This window comes from Thioclava sp. F34-6, from assembly GCF_002213235.1.
In the GTDB taxonomy this organism is placed as follows: Bacteria; Pseudomonadota; Alphaproteobacteria; order Rhodobacterales; family Rhodobacteraceae; genus Thioclava; species Thioclava nitratireducens.
This window is the reverse complement of sequence record NZ_NBOA01000001.1, coordinates 509,975-525,162: the sequence shown is the minus strand read 5'-3', so window position 1 is coordinate 525,162 and position 15,188 is coordinate 509,975. Positions and strand designations below refer to the sequence as shown.

Genomic DNA, 15,188 nt, shown 5'->3' with positions numbered 1-15,188 from the left:
TCGCGGCCCGTCCCAGATCGTGTCTCTCGGCGGGCGGGCCGTTCTTGGTTGCGGTTTCGCGTTGATCATATATGGCATTTCAGGGAAGTTCACGCCATTCAAGGGGTCCTGCGTCACGATTGTGCAAGGCTCCGCCGATGGCAAGCCTTGTCCGCCCCGCCGGGATTGACAGGGCCGGAATGCCGCAGGCGACGCGAGGCAGGGGGCGCAGTGGAAGGCGAAACCGGGAAAGTGGGCCATCTGACGCGCTCCGTCGTGCTCGTGGGCATGATGGGGTCTGGAAAGACCGCCGTTGGTACCGCGCTGTCCAAGATGCTCGATTCGCCGTTTCTCGACAGCGACCACGAAATCGAACGCGCCGCCCAGATGACCGTGGCCGAAATTTTCGCCCGCGATGGCGAGCCGTTCTTCCGCGCCCGCGAATCGGAAGTGCTGGAGCGGCTGCTGATGGGGCCGCCCGGCGTCATCTCCACCGGAGGTGGGGCTTTCCTGTCGGAAAAGAACCGCGAGTTGATCAACCGGCTGGGCGTGTCGGTCTGGCTGAAGGCGGATCTGGATATCCTGTGGAATCGCGTGCGCCACAAGAACACGCGGCCCCTGCTGCGCACGGCCGACCCGAAACGGACGCTGAGCGACCTGCTCACGGCGCGCCTTCCGCATTACGAGAAGGCCCAAATCGTGGTCGAGGCCGAACCGGGCCTCTCGGTGCTGGGGATGGCGCGCAAGGTGGTGAGCCATCTGCGCGAGGTGGATGGATTGATCGAAGAGGTGAAAGATGCGTGAGATCGTGCCGGTCGAGCTGGGCGAGCGTTCCTACGAGGTGCGCATCGGCACCGGGCTCTTGGAAAACGCAGGCACCGAGATCGCACCCTTGCTGCGCCGTCCGCGCGTGGCCGTCGTCGCCGATCAGACGGTGGCCGATCTGCATCTCGCAACCCTGCGCCGCGGTCTTGGCGATATCGAGATGGTCTCGCTGACCCTGCCGCCGGGCGAGGGTACGAAGAGCTGGCCGCAATTCACCCGCACCGTCGAATGGCTGCTGGAGCAGAAGGTCGAGCGCAAGGATATCGTCATCGCTTTGGGCGGCGGCGTGATCGGCGATCTGGTGGGGTTTGCGGCCGCCGTGCTGCGCCGGGGCGTGCGCTTCGTGCAAATCCCGACCTCGCTTCTCGCGCAGGTCGACAGTTCCGTGGGCGGCAAGACCGGGATCAACGCGCCGCAGGGCAAGAACCTGATCGGCGCCTTCCATCAGCCGTCGCTGGTGCTGGCCGATCTCGACGTGCTCGGCACGCTCGAGCCGCGTGATTTCCTCGCGGGCTATGGCGAGGTGGTGAAATACGGCCTTCTGGGCGATGCCGATTTCTTCGACTGGCTCGAGGCGAACGCGCCAGCGATGGCGGCGGGCGACATGGAAAAGCGGCTGCATGCTGTGAAACGCTCGGTCGAGATGAAGGCCGAGATCGTGGCGCGCGACGAGACGGAAGAGGGCGACCGCGCACTCCTCAATCTTGGCCACACGTTCTGCCACGCGCTGGAGGCCGCGACAGGCTATTCCGACCGCCTCCTGCATGGCGAGGGCGTGGCGATCGGCTGCGCGATGGCGTTCGAGCTCAGCCAGCGCCTCGGCCTGTGTTCGCAAGAGGCCCCGAGCCGCGTGCGTGCGCATCTGCGCGACATGGGGATGAAGACCGATCTGGCCGATATCGAAGGCGATTTGCCGGGGCGCGACGCGCTGATCGACCTGATGGCGCAGGACAAGAAAGTGCTCGATGGCAAGCTGCGCTTCATTCTCGCGCGCGGCATCGGGGAGGCTTTCGTGACCTCGGATGTGCCGCGCGACGTGCTGGCAGGCGTGCTCGACGACGCGCTCGCCGCGCGGTAAGCCGATTTCCCAGTTGCGAGCCGCGCGCTCCTTCTTTATACGCCGCTTCAGGCACCCATAGCTCAGCTGGATAGAGCGCTGCCCTCCGAAGGCAGAGGCCGAAGGTTCGAATCCTTCTGGGTGCGCCATTTCCCCAGTTTCCGGAATTTCAGCGCCTTGGGGGCGGCACAGACGCTATCGAGACGGCCCCGAGACAGACCCGATGAGAGATGCGATGACGACAGATGACGCCCTGATCCGCGCAGCGAAGCTCTCGGTCGCCCCGATGATGGACTGGACCGACCGCCATTGCCGCTACTTCCACCGTCAGATCAGCCGCAATGCGCTGCTATACACCGAGATGGTGACCGCACCCGCAGTGATTCACGGCGACCGGGAGCGGCTGCTGGGGTTCGACGATGCCGAGCATCCGGTGGCGTTGCAGCTGGGTGGCTCGGATGCCAAGGAACTGGCCGAGGCGGCGCGGGTCGGTGCGGATTTCGGATACGACGAGATCAACCTCAACTGTGGATGCCCGTCGGATCGCGTGCAATCCGGGGCCTTCGGCGCCGTCTTGATGAAGACGCCCGATCTGGTGGCGGAGTGCTGCGCCGCGATGATCGCCGCGCAACCGGTTGAAGTCACGGTGAAATGCCGCATCGGGGTGGATGACCAAGACCCGCAGGAAGTGCTGCCGGAATTCATCGAGAAAGTCGCCGCCGCAGGCGTGACCCGGATCACGATCCATGCGCGCAAAGCGTGGCTGCAAGGCCTTTCGCCCAAGGACAACCGTGAGATCCCGCCGCTCGATTACCCGCTCGTCCACGCGATGAAGGCGGCCTATCCGCAGCTTCACCTGTCGATCAATGGCGGTATCAAAGATCTCGCCGCGGCCGAGGCGGAACTGGCGCAAGGTCTTGACGGGGTGATGGTGGGCCGCGCGGCCTATCACCAGCCGGTGGAGGTGCTCGGCGCCGCCGATCAGCGCATCTGGGGGCAGGGCGAGGCGCGCGATCCGTTCGATGTGGCGCAGGCGATGATCCCCTATATCGCGCGCCATCTCGAACGCGGCGGCAGGCTGCACCAGATCACCCGCCACGTGCTGGGCCTGTTCCACGGCAAGCCCGGCGCGCGCCGCTTCCGGCAGATCCTGTCGGAAGGCGCGACCCGCGACGGTGCCGGGGTTGAACTTTTCGAGAGTGCGTTGTCAGCGGTACGTGAACGGGTTAACTGAGCGGAACCCAAGGAGATTTCCGACATGCCCGATTTCGCCACGCTCGCGCCGCTCGTCCTGATCCTGATGGCAGTGGGGGCGTTCGCAGGCGTTCTGGCGGGGCTTCTGGGCGTCGGCGGCGGGATCGTCCTCGTGCCCGCGTTCTTCTATCTTTTCAGCGGATTGGGCTACGGGTCGAGCGATCTTATGCAAGTCTGCGTCGCAACCTCTCTGGCCACGATCATCGTGACCTCGATCCGCTCGGTCATGGCCCATAACCGCAAGGGCGCGGTGGACTGGGATATCCTCAAGCAATGGATCGCCCCCATCGCCATCGGCGCGATCATCGGGGTGCTGGTCGTCCATCAGCTGCGCTCTTCGACCATGCAGATCATCTTCGCGGTCATGGTGCTGCTGATCGCCTGCTACATGATGTTCGGGAAATCGAGCTGGCGGATTTCGGACGGGCTGCCGGGTGGCATCTTCCGCGCGTGGTTCGGCCCGCTGATGGGCTTCCTGTCGGTGCTTCTGGGCATCGGCGGCGGATCGATCGGTACGCCGATGCAGACGCTGCATGGCATTCCGATCCACCGCGCGGTCGCAACCTCGGCAGGCTTCGGCGTGACCATCGCGCTGCCCTCGGCGATCGGCTTCCTGCTGACCCCGGTCCCCGACGCGCCGCCTTACTCGATCGGCGCGGTCAACATCCCCGCCTTCCTGATCGTCATCGCGATGACCACGCTCACCGCCCCCCTGGGCGCAGCGCTGGCGCATAAGCTCGATCCCAGGAAGCTCAAGCGTGTCTTCGCGGGTTTTCTTATGCTCGTCGCGCTGAACATGCTGCGAAAAGCGTTCCTCTAAGTCTCTTCGGGCTTGCTGAAAATATCCCGGGGGGCGCGGATGCGCGGGGGCAGCGCCCCCCTCCGTCACTTGATCTTGCGCGCCTTAGCCTCGTTCCAGAGCGCATCCATCTCGGCCAGATCGCTGTCCTTGGGCGCTTTCCCACGCGCCTCAAGTTCACGCTCGATATGATTGAACCGATTGGTGAATTTCAGATTGGCCGCGCGCAGGGACGCCTCCGGGTCCAGCCCCAGATGCCGCCCCAGATTGACCATCACGAACAGCAGATCGCCATATTCCTCGGCCAGTTCCTCCGGCCCCAATTCGTCGCGCGCCTCTTCCAACTCGCGCGCCTCCTCGACGATCTTGTCCAGAACCTCGTCGGTCGAAGGCCAGTCGAACCCAACACGGGCCGCGCGGTTCTGCAGCTTGATCGCACGCGTCAGCGCGGGCAGGCCCAAGGCGACCCCGTCCAGAACACCGACACGCTCGGATTTGCCTGCAGCCTTGCGCTCGGCCGCCTTGATCGCTTCCCAATCGGCGGTCTGTTGTTCGGCGGATTTCTCGCGGCTCTCCGACCCGAAGACATGCGGATGGCGTGCCACCATCTTGGCGTTGATCGCGCGCAGCACATCGGAGATGTCGAAACGCCCGTCCTCGGACGCCATCTGCGCGTGATAGACCACCTGCAGCGCGAGATCGCCCAGCTCTCCGGGCAATTCCGCCCAAGCCTCGCGCGCGATCGCATCGGCGACCTCATGGGCTTCTTCGATCGTGTAGGGCGCGATGGAGGCAAAATCCTGCTCCAGATCCCACGGGCAGCCGGTCTCGGGATCGCGCAGGCATTCCATGATCGCGGTCAGCCGGGTGAACTGATGCGCGGCGTCTCCCGTATCGTCAAAGATCAGGGCATCGTCGGGTTTGGCCATTGCAGCTTGCCTCCTGCCATGCGAATGCCTCTGGCCTAACCAGCCCGCAAGGGGAAGTCCACTATGCCCGTTCTCAACCGTATCGCCGATCTCGGCCCGCAAATGACCGAATGGCGGCATTGGCTGCATCGCCATCCCGAGCTGCGCTTCGCGCTGCACGAAACCTCGGCCTATGTCGCGGCCCGGCTGCGTGAGATCGGGGTGGACGAGATCCATGAGGGCATCGCCGAGACCGGTATCGTGGCGCTGATAAAGGGGCAGGGCGCGGGCCCGACCGTGGGCCTGCGGGCCGATATGGACGCTCTGCCGATCACCGAGGAAACCCATGCGGACTATGCCTCGGAAACCCCAGGCAAGATGCATGCCTGCGGGCATGACGGGCATACGGCGATGCTTCTGGGCGCGGCGGCCTATCTCGCCGAGACCCGAAAATTCGCCGGGACCGTCGCGCTGATCTTCCAGCCCGCCGAGGAAGACGGCGGCGGCGCCGAGGTGATGGTCGAGGACGGCGTGATGGAGCGCTTCGACATCTCGCGCGTCTACGCGATCCACAATGCGCCGGGGCTGCCTTTCGGGCATTTCTACACCACGCCCGGTCCCTATCTTGCGTCGGTCGACGAGGTCCGCGTGACGGTGACGGGGCGCGGCGGCCATGCGGCGACACCGCAGGGTTGCATCGATCCGATCCCGGCGCTCTCGGCGATGGTCTCCTCGCTGCAGACGGTGGTCGCGCGCAACGTGGGCGCGGGAGATGCGCTCGTTATCTCGGTAACGCAGATCCACGCGGGCACCGCGCTCAACATCATCCCCGAAAGCGGCTTTCTCACTGCGACGATTCGCTGTTTCGAGCCGGAAATCCGCGATCTGGCCGAGAAACGGATCCACGAGATCTGCGAAGGTATCGCGACGGCGCACGGCGTCAGCGTCGAGATCGAATACGAACGTGGCTATCCGCCCACCGTGAACGACCCTGACGAGACCGGCTTCGCCGCGGAGGTCGCAAGTGAAATCGCGGGCCCCGAGCGCGTGGTCACCGATGCTCCGCGTGAAATGGGCGCCGAGGATTTCGCCTATATGCTGGCCGCGCGGCCCGGCGCCTATCTGTTCATGGGCACCGGCGAGGGGGCGGGGCTCCACCATCCGCGCTTCGATTTCAACGACGAGGCGGCGCCGGTGGGCGCATCGCTGCTCGCACGTCTGGCCGAGCGCGCCCTGCCGCTGGCCTGACGGCCACCGGGTGCCCTTTCCCCTAGGTGCAGGTATTCCGGGGACGCTCCGCAGGAACGGGGCAGAGCCCCTCTTTCCGCGTCGAGTGTCTCCCTTTCGCGACGCGGGCCGCACACCGTTTCCGTTGCTCTTTGTCGCGACCGGGCGACGACCCCGCGCTGCGCGCCTCCTTTCGCCCCGTCAACGCGACGTGAGGACGCGCGTGCCGGGGCCCGCTTCGCCTTGCCAAGCCTCAGGGCCACGGATAGGGTGCGCGCCGACAACCGGGGCGTCATGCCCCCAAGGCCCATGACAAAGGACCATAGATCATGTTCGTGACCCCCGCTTTCGCGCAGGCCGCCGGTGGCGCCAGCAACCCCGCCGCCGCGTTCGGCCAGTTCCTTCCCCTGATCCTGATCTTCGTGATCATGTATTTCCTGCTGATCCGTCCGCAGCAGAAAAAAGCCAAGGAGCACAAGGCGATGCTCGAGGCGCTGCGCCGCGGTGATCAGGTCGTGACCCAGGGCGGTATCCTCGGCAAAGTCACCCATCTCAAAGAAGACGGCGAAGTCGAAGTCGAGATCGCGCAGGGCGTGAAGGTCCGCGTTGTGAAATCGACCATCGTGCAGGTTCTCTCGCGCACCGAACCCGCCAAGACCTCCGAATAAGCCATATAAGGCCCGTCCCCCATGTTGCATATTTCGCTGTGGAAGCGCGTGCTGATCCTGATCGTCGTTGTGATCGGGCTCGTCTTTGCCGCGCCGAACATCTTTTACAACCGGGTGGAGGGGCATAACGATGCCGTTGCCGCCGCTGCGAAGGGCCAGGCCCTGACGCCCGATCAGCAGGCCGCGCGCGCGGGCTGGCCCGACTGGCTGCCCTCCGACATCGTGAACCTCGGTCTCGATCTGCGCGGCGGCGCGCAGCTTCTGGCCGAGGTCAATGTCGACGAGGTCTACAAGGCCCGCGTCGATGCGCTCTGGCCCGAGTTCCGCAAGGCGCTCGCCGCCGAACGCGGGACGCTCGGCTCGATCCGTCGGCTCAACGCCGATCCCGGCGTTCTGCGCATCCAGATCGGCAATGCCGACCAGATCGCCGAAGCCCAGAAGATCGCCGAGACGCTGAACAACCCGGTCTCGTCGCTGACCGGCGTGGGCCAGAAGACGCTCGCGATCACCACCCAGGGCAACCAGCTGATCGTGCAGCTCTCGGATGCCGAGAAAGCCGCGACCGACGACCGCACGATGCAGCAATCGCTCGAGATCGTGCGCCGCCGGATCGACGCCGCTGGCACCCGTGAACCCACGATTGTGCGCGAAGGCTCCGACCGCATCCTGATTCAGGTGCCGGGCGCGAGCTCCGCGCAGGAGATCAAGCAGCTGATCGGCACCACGGCGAAACTGACCTTCAACTCGGTGATCGGCACCAGCTCGAACCCGAATGAAGCCGTGGGCTCGGATCAGGAAATCCTGCCCTCGGCCGACCAGAAGGGCCTCTATTACATCCTCGACAGTGTTCCGGTCGTGACCGGTGAGGACCTGACGGACGCGCGCCCCGATACCGATCAGAACGGCTATCCGGCGGTGGCCTTCCGCTTCAACGCGAGCGCGGCGCGCACCTTCGGCGATTACACGCAAAACAATATCGGCAAGCCCTTCGCCATCGTGCTCGACAAGAAGGTGATCTCGGCCCCGACGATCCAATCGCATATCGCGGGCGGCTCGGGCATCATCACCGGCCGCTTCACGGTGAAAGAGGCGACCGATCTCGCGCTGTTGCTGCGCGCCGGCGCGCTGCCTGCTTCGATGAATTTCCTCGAAGAGCGGACCATCGGCCCGGAACTCGGCGCGGATTCGATCGCCGCGGGCAAGATGGCGGCGGCCGTGGGCGCGGTGCTCGTGGTGGTCTTCATGATCGCCTCCTATGGCACGTTCGGCGTCTTCGCCTCGCTGGCGCTGGGGATCAACATCGCTCTGATCTTCGCGATCATGTCGGCAATCGGCGGCACGTTGACGCTGCCCGGTATCGCTGGGATCGTGCTGACAATGGGGACCGCGGTCGATGCCAACGTGCTCGTGTTCGAACGTATCCGCGAGGAGCTGCGCAATCAGCAAAAGGCGAAAGCCGCCAGAGCGATCGAACTGGGTTACGAGCGCGCGATGTCGGCGATCATCGACGCCAACGTGACCACCTTCCTCACCGCGGTGATCCTCTTCGTGCTGGGCGCGGGCCCGGTGCGGGGCTTCGCCGTCACCTTCCTGATCGGGATTATAACCTCGGTCTTCACCGCGATCTGGGTGACGCGGCTGTTCGTGAGCCTCTGGTTCGCGCGCCGTCGTCCCCGCGAACTGGTTCTGTAAGGGAGATCGAGACATGGCATTCCGTCTGAAACTGGTCCCCGAAAAGACCAACTTCGACTTCTTCAAGCATCAGGTCGCGACCTTCGGCTTCTCCGTCGTCATGGTGCTGGCCTCGATCGTGCTCGTGCTGACCATGGGTCTGAACCTCGGCATCGACTTCCGGGGCGGCACCACGATCCGTACCGAGGCCGACCAGACCGAACCGGTCGACATCGGCGCCTATCGCTCGGCCATCGCGCCGCTCGGTCTGGGCGACGTGCTGATCACGCAGGTCTATGACCCCAACTTCCGCGCAGATCAGAAGGTCGTCACGATCCGCATCCAGGCGCAGGACGGCCAGGAGGCGATCAGCCCCGAGACCCAGGCCAAGGTGCTGGACTCGCTCAAAACGGTGAACAAGGACATCAAGATCGTCGCGACCGAGTCGATCGGCCCGAAAGTCTCGGGCGAGCTGATCTGGACCGCGATCTGGTCGGTTCTGGCCGCGGTCGCCGCGATCCTCGTCTATATCTGGCTGCGGTTCGAGTGGCAGTTCTCGGTCGGCGCCGTCGCGGCGCTGATCCACGACGTGACCGTTACCGTGGGCATATTCGCGCTGTTCCAGATCAAGTTCGACCTGTCGATCATCGCGGCGCTGCTGACGATCCTCGGCTACTCGATCAACGATACCGTCGTCGTCTTCGACCGTCTTCGCGAGAACCTTGTGAAATACAAGAAGATGCCGCTGCGCGAGGTGATGAACCTCTCGGTCAACGAGACGCTGTCGCGCACCGTGATGACCTCGGGCACCACGCTGCTGGCGCTGATTTCGCTGCTCGTTCTGGGCGGCGACGTGATCCGCAACTTCGTCTTCGCGATGACATGGGGCGTGATCGTGGGTACCTATTCCTCGGTCTATGTCGCAAAGAACATCGTCCTGTTCATCGGGCTGGACCGCAACAAGGAGAAGAAGGACCCCTCGGAGAAGTTCTTCGACAAAACGGATGTCGCTACTGACTGAAGCCAATTTCGGGGCCGCGCTGCCGATCGACGGTTACGGGCCGGGATTTTTCCGCGTCGCCGGAGAGGTCACGCGAGGCTCGATCTGGGTCTCGGGAGAGGAGATGGGCAGCTGGGGCGGTCTGGACGACCGCGCGCCGCTGCTCGCGCTCGCAGGAAAGCTCGACGTGCTGTTCATCGGCACCGGCGAAGAGATTGCCCATCTGCCGAAGGACCTCGTGGCCGAACTGGAGGCCGAGGGACTGATGTGCGAGGGCATGGCCACGCCGTCGGCGGCGCGTACCTATAACGTGCTGCTGTCCGAAGGCCGCCGCGTCGGCTGCGCGCTGATCGCGATGCCGGAAAAACCCGACGCCTCCGAGACGCCTGAATGAGCATGCTGTCGGTCGACGGGCTCGCAGTGTCGCGCGGGGGGCTTCCGGTGCTGGAAGACCTGAGCTTCACGCTCGACGCCGGTCATGCGCTAGTGCTGCGCGGTCCCAACGGGGTCGGCAAGACGACGCTCCTGCGCACCTTGGCGGGGCTGCAACCGGCTCTGGCGGGGACAGTCTCGGTGCCGCCGGAAAGCATGGCCTATGCCGCCCATTCCGACGGGCTGAAATCGACGCTGACCGTGCGCGAGAACCTCGGCTTCTGGGCGTCGGTTTATGCGACCCGCGATATCGAGCCGGCACTGGCGCGGATGAACCTCAAAAGTCTCGAGACACGGCCTGCGCATAGCTTGTCGGCGGGGCAGAAACGCCGCCTCGGGCTTGCGCGTCTTCTGGTGACCGGGCGCCCGATCTGGGTGCTGGATGAGCCGACCGTCTCGCTCGACACCGCCTCCGTCGCGCTGTTCGCCGAGGCCGTGCGCGGCCATCTCGCGGGTGGCGGAGCGGCGCTGATCGCGACCCATATCGATCTTGGGCTGGACGAGGCGAAGGTCCTCGACCTGACGCCCTACAAGGCCAAGATGCCGGAAGAGGGCGGGATGCAGGGCGCCTTCGACGAGGCTTTCCTATGATCGCGCGGCGCGCTATCGGCGCGGTCGGGAGCCTCCGGCGGGGATATTTGAACCAAGGCGAAGGCAGCTGCGCGTTGTTTCGGCTTGGCCGAAATATCCCGGGGGATGAGCGGCGCAGCCGCGAAGGGGGCAGCGCCCCCTTGGCTCGCGAAGGAGGTCGGGCATGATCGCGCTTCTGATGCGAGACCTGCGCCTCGCGGTACGCGCAGGTGGCGGCTTCGGGCTCGGGCTCGCGTTTTTCCTGATCGTGGTGACGCTGGTGCCTTTCGGCGTCGGCCCCGAGGGGAAAATCCTCGCGCGGATCGCGCCGGGGATCCTGTGGGTCGGAGCGCTTCTGGCTTGCCTGCTCTCGCTCGACCGGATCTTCGCGCTCGATTACGAGGATGGCTCGCTCGATCTGCTGGTCACCGCGCCTGTGCCGCTGGAAGGGGTGGTCTCTATCAAGGCGCTCGCGCATTGGATCACGACCGGGCTTCCGCTGGTCGTCGCGGCGCCGATCTTCGGGATCTTGCTGCATCTGCCGCAAGGGGCGCATGTCTGGATGGTGGTTTCGCTTCTTCTGGGCACGCCCGCGCTTTCGGTTCTGGGCACGTTCGGGGCCGCGCTGACCGTCGGGCTGAAGCGCGGAGGACTTTTGTTGTCGCTGCTGGTCTTGCCATTCTACGTGCCGACCCTCATCTTCGGGGCGGAGCTCGTGCGCCGTGGCGCCGAGGGGATGAACACCGAGACACCGCTTCTGATGCTCGCCGGGATCACGGCGGCGACGATCGCGCTCGTGCCCTTCGCCTCGGCCGCCGCGATCCGCGTCAATCTGCGCTAGGGCTTCCCGCGCGCATCCCATGATAGGAAGAGCCAACCTGGCCAGAAGGTGAGCAGAACAACAAGATGTCGATCTGGGAATACGCCAACCCCGTCAAATTCATGAAGACCACGGACAAGGTCCTGCCCTGGACGGTGGGAATTGCCGCGATCACGCTGATCGTCGGGCTGGTCTGGGGCTATTTCTTCGTCCCGGCCGCCGAGAATTTCGGCGGCTCGGTGAAGGTGATCTATGTCCATGTTCCCGCCGCGATGATGGCGATCAACATCTGGGTGATGATGGTCGTGACCTCGCTGATCTGGCTGATCCGGCGCCACCATGTCTCGGCGCTGGCCGCCAAGGCCGCGGCGCCGATAGGCGCGGTGATGACGCTGATTGCGCTGATCACCGGCGCGGTCTGGGGCCAGCCGATGTGGGGTACCTGGTGGGAATGGGATCCGCGACTGACCTCGTTCCTGATCCTGTTCCTGTTCTATCTCGGCTATATCGCGCTCTGGGCCGCGGTCGAGAACCCCGATACGGCCGCCGATCTGACCGGCGTGCTCAGCCTGGTCGGCGGGGTCTTCGCGGTGCTCTCGCGCTACGCGGCGAATTTCTGGAACCAGGGCCTGCATCAGGGGGCGACGCTCTCGATGGATTCCGAGCAGCACATCGCGGATGTCTACTGGTTCCCGCTGCTTCTCTGCATGGCCGGGTTCATCTTCTTCTTCCTCGCGCTGGTGCTGATCCGCACCCGCACCGAGGTCCGCGCGCGCCGTCTGGGCGCCATCCAGCAACGTGAGCGCATGGCATGAGTGATACGACCGAACAAGGCGGAACCGTCACCGAGGGCGGCGTCGTCCTCGTGGACCCGTCCACCAAATCCTACACCTACACCGTCAATATCGCCTGGGCCTCGACGGTCGTGCTTCTGGTGCTGATCGTCGTAGTCTCGCTGATGCGGGGCGCGAAGGTGAAACGTCAACTGGCCGAGGCCGAGGCCCGCCGGAAAGGGGGCGCACATGGTTAAGCCGCTGATGCTATTGCCATTGATCGTGGTCGTCGGATTTGTTGGTGCGGCTTATGTGGGGATGCAGCGCGAGAATCCGACGCAAATCCCCACCGCCTTTGCGGGCAAGCCCGCACCGCCGGTGCAACTCGAACCGCTGGGCGATTTCAAACCCTTCACCGATGCCGATCTGAAGGACGGCAAGGTCAAGCTGGTGAATTTCTGGGCCTCGTGGTGCGCGCCGTGCCGGGTGGAGCATCCCAACCTCGAAGCGCTCTCGGACGAAGGCATTCCGATCTATGGGGTCAACTACAAGGACAAGCCCGCCAAGGCGCAGGGTTTCCTCAGCGAGATGGGCAACCCCTTCGCTGAGCTGGGCGCCGATCCGAACGGGAAGATGGCGCTGAACTGGGGCGTCTACGGCGTGCCCGAGACCTTCGTGATCGATGGCGCGGGCAAGGTGCTCTATCGCTTCGCCGGGCCGCTGACCGAGCGCGTGATCGCCTCGGATCTGCGACCGCTTCTGAACGGCGAGACGGCCGAGAAGTAAGGGCAGGGCGCAAGCGCGCGACTTCCCCGGATTCCGATAGCTTCAAAAAGCAAAGGCCCCCGAACCGGGGGCCTTTCTTGTTTCTGGCTTAGAACGGGATCTCGTCGTCGAAATCCGAGCGGCCACCGCCGCCGCCGCCGCCCGAGGACGGGCCGCCATAGCCGCCGCCGTCATCGTAGCCGCCGCCACCCGAGGACGGGCCGCCGTAGCCACCGCCACCGCCGCCCTGACCGCCGCCCGAGCCGCCAGGCCCGTCGAGCATGGTCAGTTCCGAGCGATAGGGGCGCAGCACGACCTCGGTCGAGTAGCGGTCCTGACCGTTCTGGTCCTGCCATTTGCGGGTCTCGAGCTGGCCTTCGATATAGACCTTCGAGCCTTTGCGCAGATATTGCTCGGCCACTTTCGCCAGCGGCTCCGAGAAGATCGCGACCGAATGCCATTCGGTGCGCTCCTTGCGCTCGCCGGTATTGCGGTCGCGCCACGTCTCGGAGGTGGCGATGCGCAGGTTGCACACCTTGCCGCCGTTCGAGAAGGTCCGCACCTCTGGGTCGCGCCCCAGATTGCCGATCAGAATGACCTTGTTGACGCTGCCTGCCATATTGCCTCCGCCTGCGATTCTAGAATTGGTCCCAAAGGGTATAGAGCAGAGCCCCGCTGGAGCCTAGGGGCGAAGCTTCGCTCAACCGTGACGGAAAGCGGCGAAATCCCGCGTGCATCTTTGGTTTGAGAGCGATTTCGGCACCGCATTTCCAACCTTGCGTCGATAGCTGGCGGTCCGGGTTTGCCCCAGGTCTGCACGAGCCGGACGGCACCCGGGGACGACCCCGCCCGATCCGGTCGAGCAAACCCATATCCCATGAGGAGATACCCCATGAAATACCTGATGCTGATCGCCGCGAGCGCTACGATTGCCGCTGCTTCCACTCTCCCCGCACTCGCCGAAGGTGGCGAAGGCGACGTGGCCCCGGCACAAGAGCAGAAGCTCGCAGCCGAGCTGAAAGATCAGGGATACCAGGTTCGCAGCATGGAAACGGATGGCGGCTATATCGAGGTTTACGCGATGAAGGACGGCAAGCGCGCCAAGCTCTTCTTCGACTCGAACCTCAAGCAGGTGAAGCGTTCGGACAGCAACTGATCCGATCCTCGGGGACGGGCCGGCACGATCGGCCCGTCCTCTTCACGCCAGTCTTTCCCGAAAGCAGCAGGAGGGCCCGATCATGGCCATCGAAGACGCGAGCTTTACCGATCTTCCGTCGCATGAAACGTCTCACGCAGAACCGCCGCCCGTTGGCGCGCATAGCGTCTGGGACCCGTTCGTCCGGGTGTTCCACTGGTCGATCGCGGGCCTCTTTACCGCCAACGCCTTCTTCACCTCGCCGAAGAACGATCTGCATCACTGGATCGGCTACACGGTCGCGGGGCTCGTGATCGCGCGCATCCTCTGGGGGGTGTTCGGGACGCGTCATGCGAAGTTCAAGGATTTCCCGCCATCGCCCACCGGCGCGCTGACGCAGCTGCGCGATATGGCGACGGGGCGGCGGCACGCGCATCTGGGCCATTCGCCACTCGGCGCGCTGATGATCTACAATCTTTTGATCACGCTTCTGGTCATCGCGGGCTCGGGCTACCTGATGACGACTGACGCCTATTGGGGCGTGAAATGGCCCAAGGAAGTGCATGAACTGGCTGTCAACTGGGCCGAGGTTTCGATCGCCGCCCATATCGCCGCCGTCGTCTTTGAGAGCCGTCGGTTGCGCGTGAACCTTGCGCGCGCGATGATCACCGGTAAGAAGGTGTTCCGCAGCAACAGAGGGTAAACGCCCATGGCGATATCGCGAGCGCGAGTCTCGGTCTGGACGAAAGAGGGCGCGTTGGTCGCCCTCATCTTATTCCAGACGGCCTGTGCCGCTCTCTTCGTGGCAGACGTGTTCAACGACATCCGCGAAGCCGGACGGTTCACGGTGGATCTCAACATGGAGCTGTTCGCCAATCTCGGCCTGATCGCGGGGATCGTCGTTGAGGCGACGGTGCTCTGGGCGCTCCTGCGCCGTCAGGCGCGCGCGGATCGCACCATCGGGGCCGCACAGGGCGCGATGGCCGAGATGATGGGCGCGCAGTTCGACCAATGGGGGCTGACGCCCGCAGAGGCCGATGTGGCGGCCTTCACCATCAAAGGGTTCTCGGTCTCGGAGACCGCCTCCTTTCGCGGATCGAGCGAGGCGACGGTGAAATCCCACCTCAATTCAGTCTACCGCAAAGCAGGGGTCTCGGGCCGCTCCCAGCTTGTCTCGATCTTCGTGGAGGAGCTGTTTCACGGCCCCATCAAAGCTGATGCGAAAGTGCAACAGGCACGCGCAATCTGACGTTAGGGAAGCGAGTCGGCGGGAGATTGCCGAGGCATTCGGCGTTTTCCTTTAAC

19 protein-coding genes and 1 tRNA gene are annotated in these 15,188 nt (G+C 64.7%); 18 read left to right on the top strand and 2 right to left on the bottom strand.

Annotated elements, in window-relative coordinates:
* Positions 1-210 precede the first annotated feature (210 nt).
* The 5 genes from B6V72_RS19345 to B6V72_RS02355 all read left to right on the top strand — a co-directional run bounded on the left by B6V72_RS19345 (position 211) and on the right by B6V72_RS02355 (position 3,935).
* Positions 211-783 carry a shikimate kinase gene (locus B6V72_RS19345; RefSeq protein WP_276206163.1) on the top strand — a complete coding sequence of 191 codons (573 nt, stop codon included), beginning with the start codon at positions 211-213 and terminating at the stop codon, positions 781-783.
* The gene (gene aroB / locus B6V72_RS02370; RefSeq protein ID WP_088734466.1) at positions 776-1,882 is read left to right on the top strand and encodes a 3-dehydroquinate synthase; all 1,107 of its coding nucleotides are present in this window, start codon (positions 776-778) and stop codon (positions 1,880-1,882) included. The genes B6V72_RS19345 and aroB overlap by 8 nt, the downstream gene beginning before the upstream one ends.
* A 51-nt stretch (positions 1,883-1,933) precedes the next feature.
* Positions 1,934-2,010: transfer RNA gene (locus tag B6V72_RS02365), tRNA-Arg, on the top strand.
* 86 nt (positions 2,011-2,096) lie between these two features.
* Complete coding sequence (gene dusA / locus B6V72_RS02360) at positions 2,097-3,095, top strand: tRNA dihydrouridine(20/20a) synthase DusA (RefSeq protein ID WP_088734464.1); 999 nt, start codon at positions 2,097-2,099, stop codon at positions 3,093-3,095.
* A 24-nt stretch (positions 3,096-3,119) separates the two neighbouring features.
* A complete protein-coding gene (locus tag B6V72_RS02355; RefSeq protein WP_088718638.1) occupies positions 3,120-3,935 on the top strand; it encodes a sulfite exporter TauE/SafE family protein in 816 nt (271 codons plus the stop codon).
* Between the two features lie 65 nt (positions 3,936-4,000).
* Here B6V72_RS02355 and mazG read toward each other — a convergent pair whose 3' ends face one another.
* Positions 4,001-4,843: a nucleoside triphosphate pyrophosphohydrolase gene (gene mazG, locus B6V72_RS02350; RefSeq protein ID WP_088724288.1), complete on the bottom strand. Its 843-nt coding sequence runs from the start codon at positions 4,841-4,843 to the stop codon at positions 4,001-4,003.
* A 63-nt stretch (positions 4,844-4,906) separates the two neighbouring features.
* On the opposite strand from mazG, the gene B6V72_RS02345 reads away from it, so the two are divergent.
* From B6V72_RS02345 to B6V72_RS02300, 10 genes are all read left to right on the top strand, one after another.
* On the top strand, positions 4,907-6,070 hold the full coding sequence (locus tag B6V72_RS02345) for a M20 aminoacylase family protein (RefSeq protein WP_088718636.1): 1,164 nt from the start codon (positions 4,907-4,909) through the stop codon (positions 6,068-6,070).
* A 308-nt stretch (positions 6,071-6,378) separates the two neighbouring features.
* Positions 6,379-6,717, top strand: coding sequence for a preprotein translocase subunit YajC (gene yajC, locus B6V72_RS02340; RefSeq protein WP_088718635.1), 339 nt, complete (start codon positions 6,379-6,381; stop codon positions 6,715-6,717).
* 21 nt (positions 6,718-6,738) lie between these two features.
* Positions 6,739-8,409 carry a protein translocase subunit SecD gene (gene secD / locus B6V72_RS02335; RefSeq protein ID WP_075774768.1) on the top strand — a complete coding sequence of 557 codons (1,671 nt, stop codon included), beginning with the start codon at positions 6,739-6,741 and terminating at the stop codon, positions 8,407-8,409.
* 13 nt (positions 8,410-8,422) lie between these two features.
* Positions 8,423-9,409: a protein translocase subunit SecF gene (secF, locus tag B6V72_RS02330; RefSeq protein ID WP_075774769.1), complete on the top strand. Its 987-nt coding sequence runs from the start codon at positions 8,423-8,425 to the stop codon at positions 9,407-9,409.
* Positions 9,393-9,782, top strand: a complete 390-nt coding sequence (locus tag B6V72_RS02325; RefSeq protein WP_088734462.1) for an Mth938-like domain-containing protein — start codon at positions 9,393-9,395, stop codon at positions 9,780-9,782. The genes secF and B6V72_RS02325 overlap by 17 nt, the downstream gene beginning before the upstream one ends.
* Positions 9,779-10,411 carry a heme ABC exporter ATP-binding protein CcmA gene (gene ccmA / locus B6V72_RS02320; RefSeq protein WP_088734460.1) on the top strand — a complete coding sequence of 211 codons (633 nt, stop codon included), beginning with the start codon at positions 9,779-9,781 and terminating at the stop codon, positions 10,409-10,411. The genes B6V72_RS02325 and ccmA overlap by 4 nt, the downstream gene beginning before the upstream one ends.
* A gap of 163 nt (positions 10,412-10,574) precedes the next feature.
* Positions 10,575-11,231 carry a heme exporter protein CcmB gene (ccmB, locus tag B6V72_RS02315; RefSeq protein WP_075774771.1) on the top strand — a complete coding sequence of 219 codons (657 nt, stop codon included), beginning with the start codon at positions 10,575-10,577 and terminating at the stop codon, positions 11,229-11,231.
* 65 nt (positions 11,232-11,296) lie between these two features.
* Positions 11,297-12,025, top strand: coding sequence for a heme ABC transporter permease (locus B6V72_RS02310; RefSeq protein WP_075774772.1), 729 nt, complete (start codon positions 11,297-11,299; stop codon positions 12,023-12,025).
* Positions 12,022-12,240, top strand: a complete 219-nt coding sequence (gene ccmD / locus B6V72_RS02305; RefSeq protein ID WP_088718631.1) for a heme exporter protein CcmD — start codon at positions 12,022-12,024, stop codon at positions 12,238-12,240. The genes B6V72_RS02310 and ccmD overlap by 4 nt, the downstream gene beginning before the upstream one ends.
* Positions 12,233-12,769, top strand: a complete 537-nt coding sequence (locus B6V72_RS02300; RefSeq protein WP_088734458.1) for a DsbE family thiol:disulfide interchange protein — start codon at positions 12,233-12,235, stop codon at positions 12,767-12,769. The genes ccmD and B6V72_RS02300 overlap by 8 nt, the downstream gene beginning before the upstream one ends.
* Before the next feature lie 88 nt (positions 12,770-12,857).
* On the opposite strand, the gene ssb is transcribed toward B6V72_RS02300, so the two are convergent.
* Complete coding sequence (gene ssb / locus B6V72_RS02295; protein ID WP_075774774.1) at positions 12,858-13,367, bottom strand: single-stranded DNA-binding protein; 510 nt, start codon at positions 13,365-13,367, stop codon at positions 12,858-12,860.
* A 273-nt stretch (positions 13,368-13,640) separates the two neighbouring features.
* Between ssb and B6V72_RS02290 the strand changes: the two genes are divergently transcribed.
* The 3 genes from B6V72_RS02290 (at position 13,641) to B6V72_RS02280 (ending at position 15,132) form a co-directional block, all read left to right on the top strand.
* Positions 13,641-13,904, top strand: a complete 264-nt coding sequence (locus tag B6V72_RS02290; protein WP_075774775.1) for a PepSY domain-containing protein — start codon at positions 13,641-13,643, stop codon at positions 13,902-13,904.
* Positions 13,905-13,986: 82 nt separating this feature from the next.
* Positions 13,987-14,586: a cytochrome b/b6 domain-containing protein gene (locus B6V72_RS02285; RefSeq protein ID WP_077701218.1), complete on the top strand. Its 600-nt coding sequence runs from the start codon at positions 13,987-13,989 to the stop codon at positions 14,584-14,586.
* A gap of 6 nt (positions 14,587-14,592) precedes the next feature.
* Positions 14,593-15,132, top strand: coding sequence for a helix-turn-helix transcriptional regulator (locus B6V72_RS02280; RefSeq protein WP_088734456.1), 540 nt, complete (start codon positions 14,593-14,595; stop codon positions 15,130-15,132).
* Positions 15,133-15,188 lie beyond the last annotated feature (56 nt).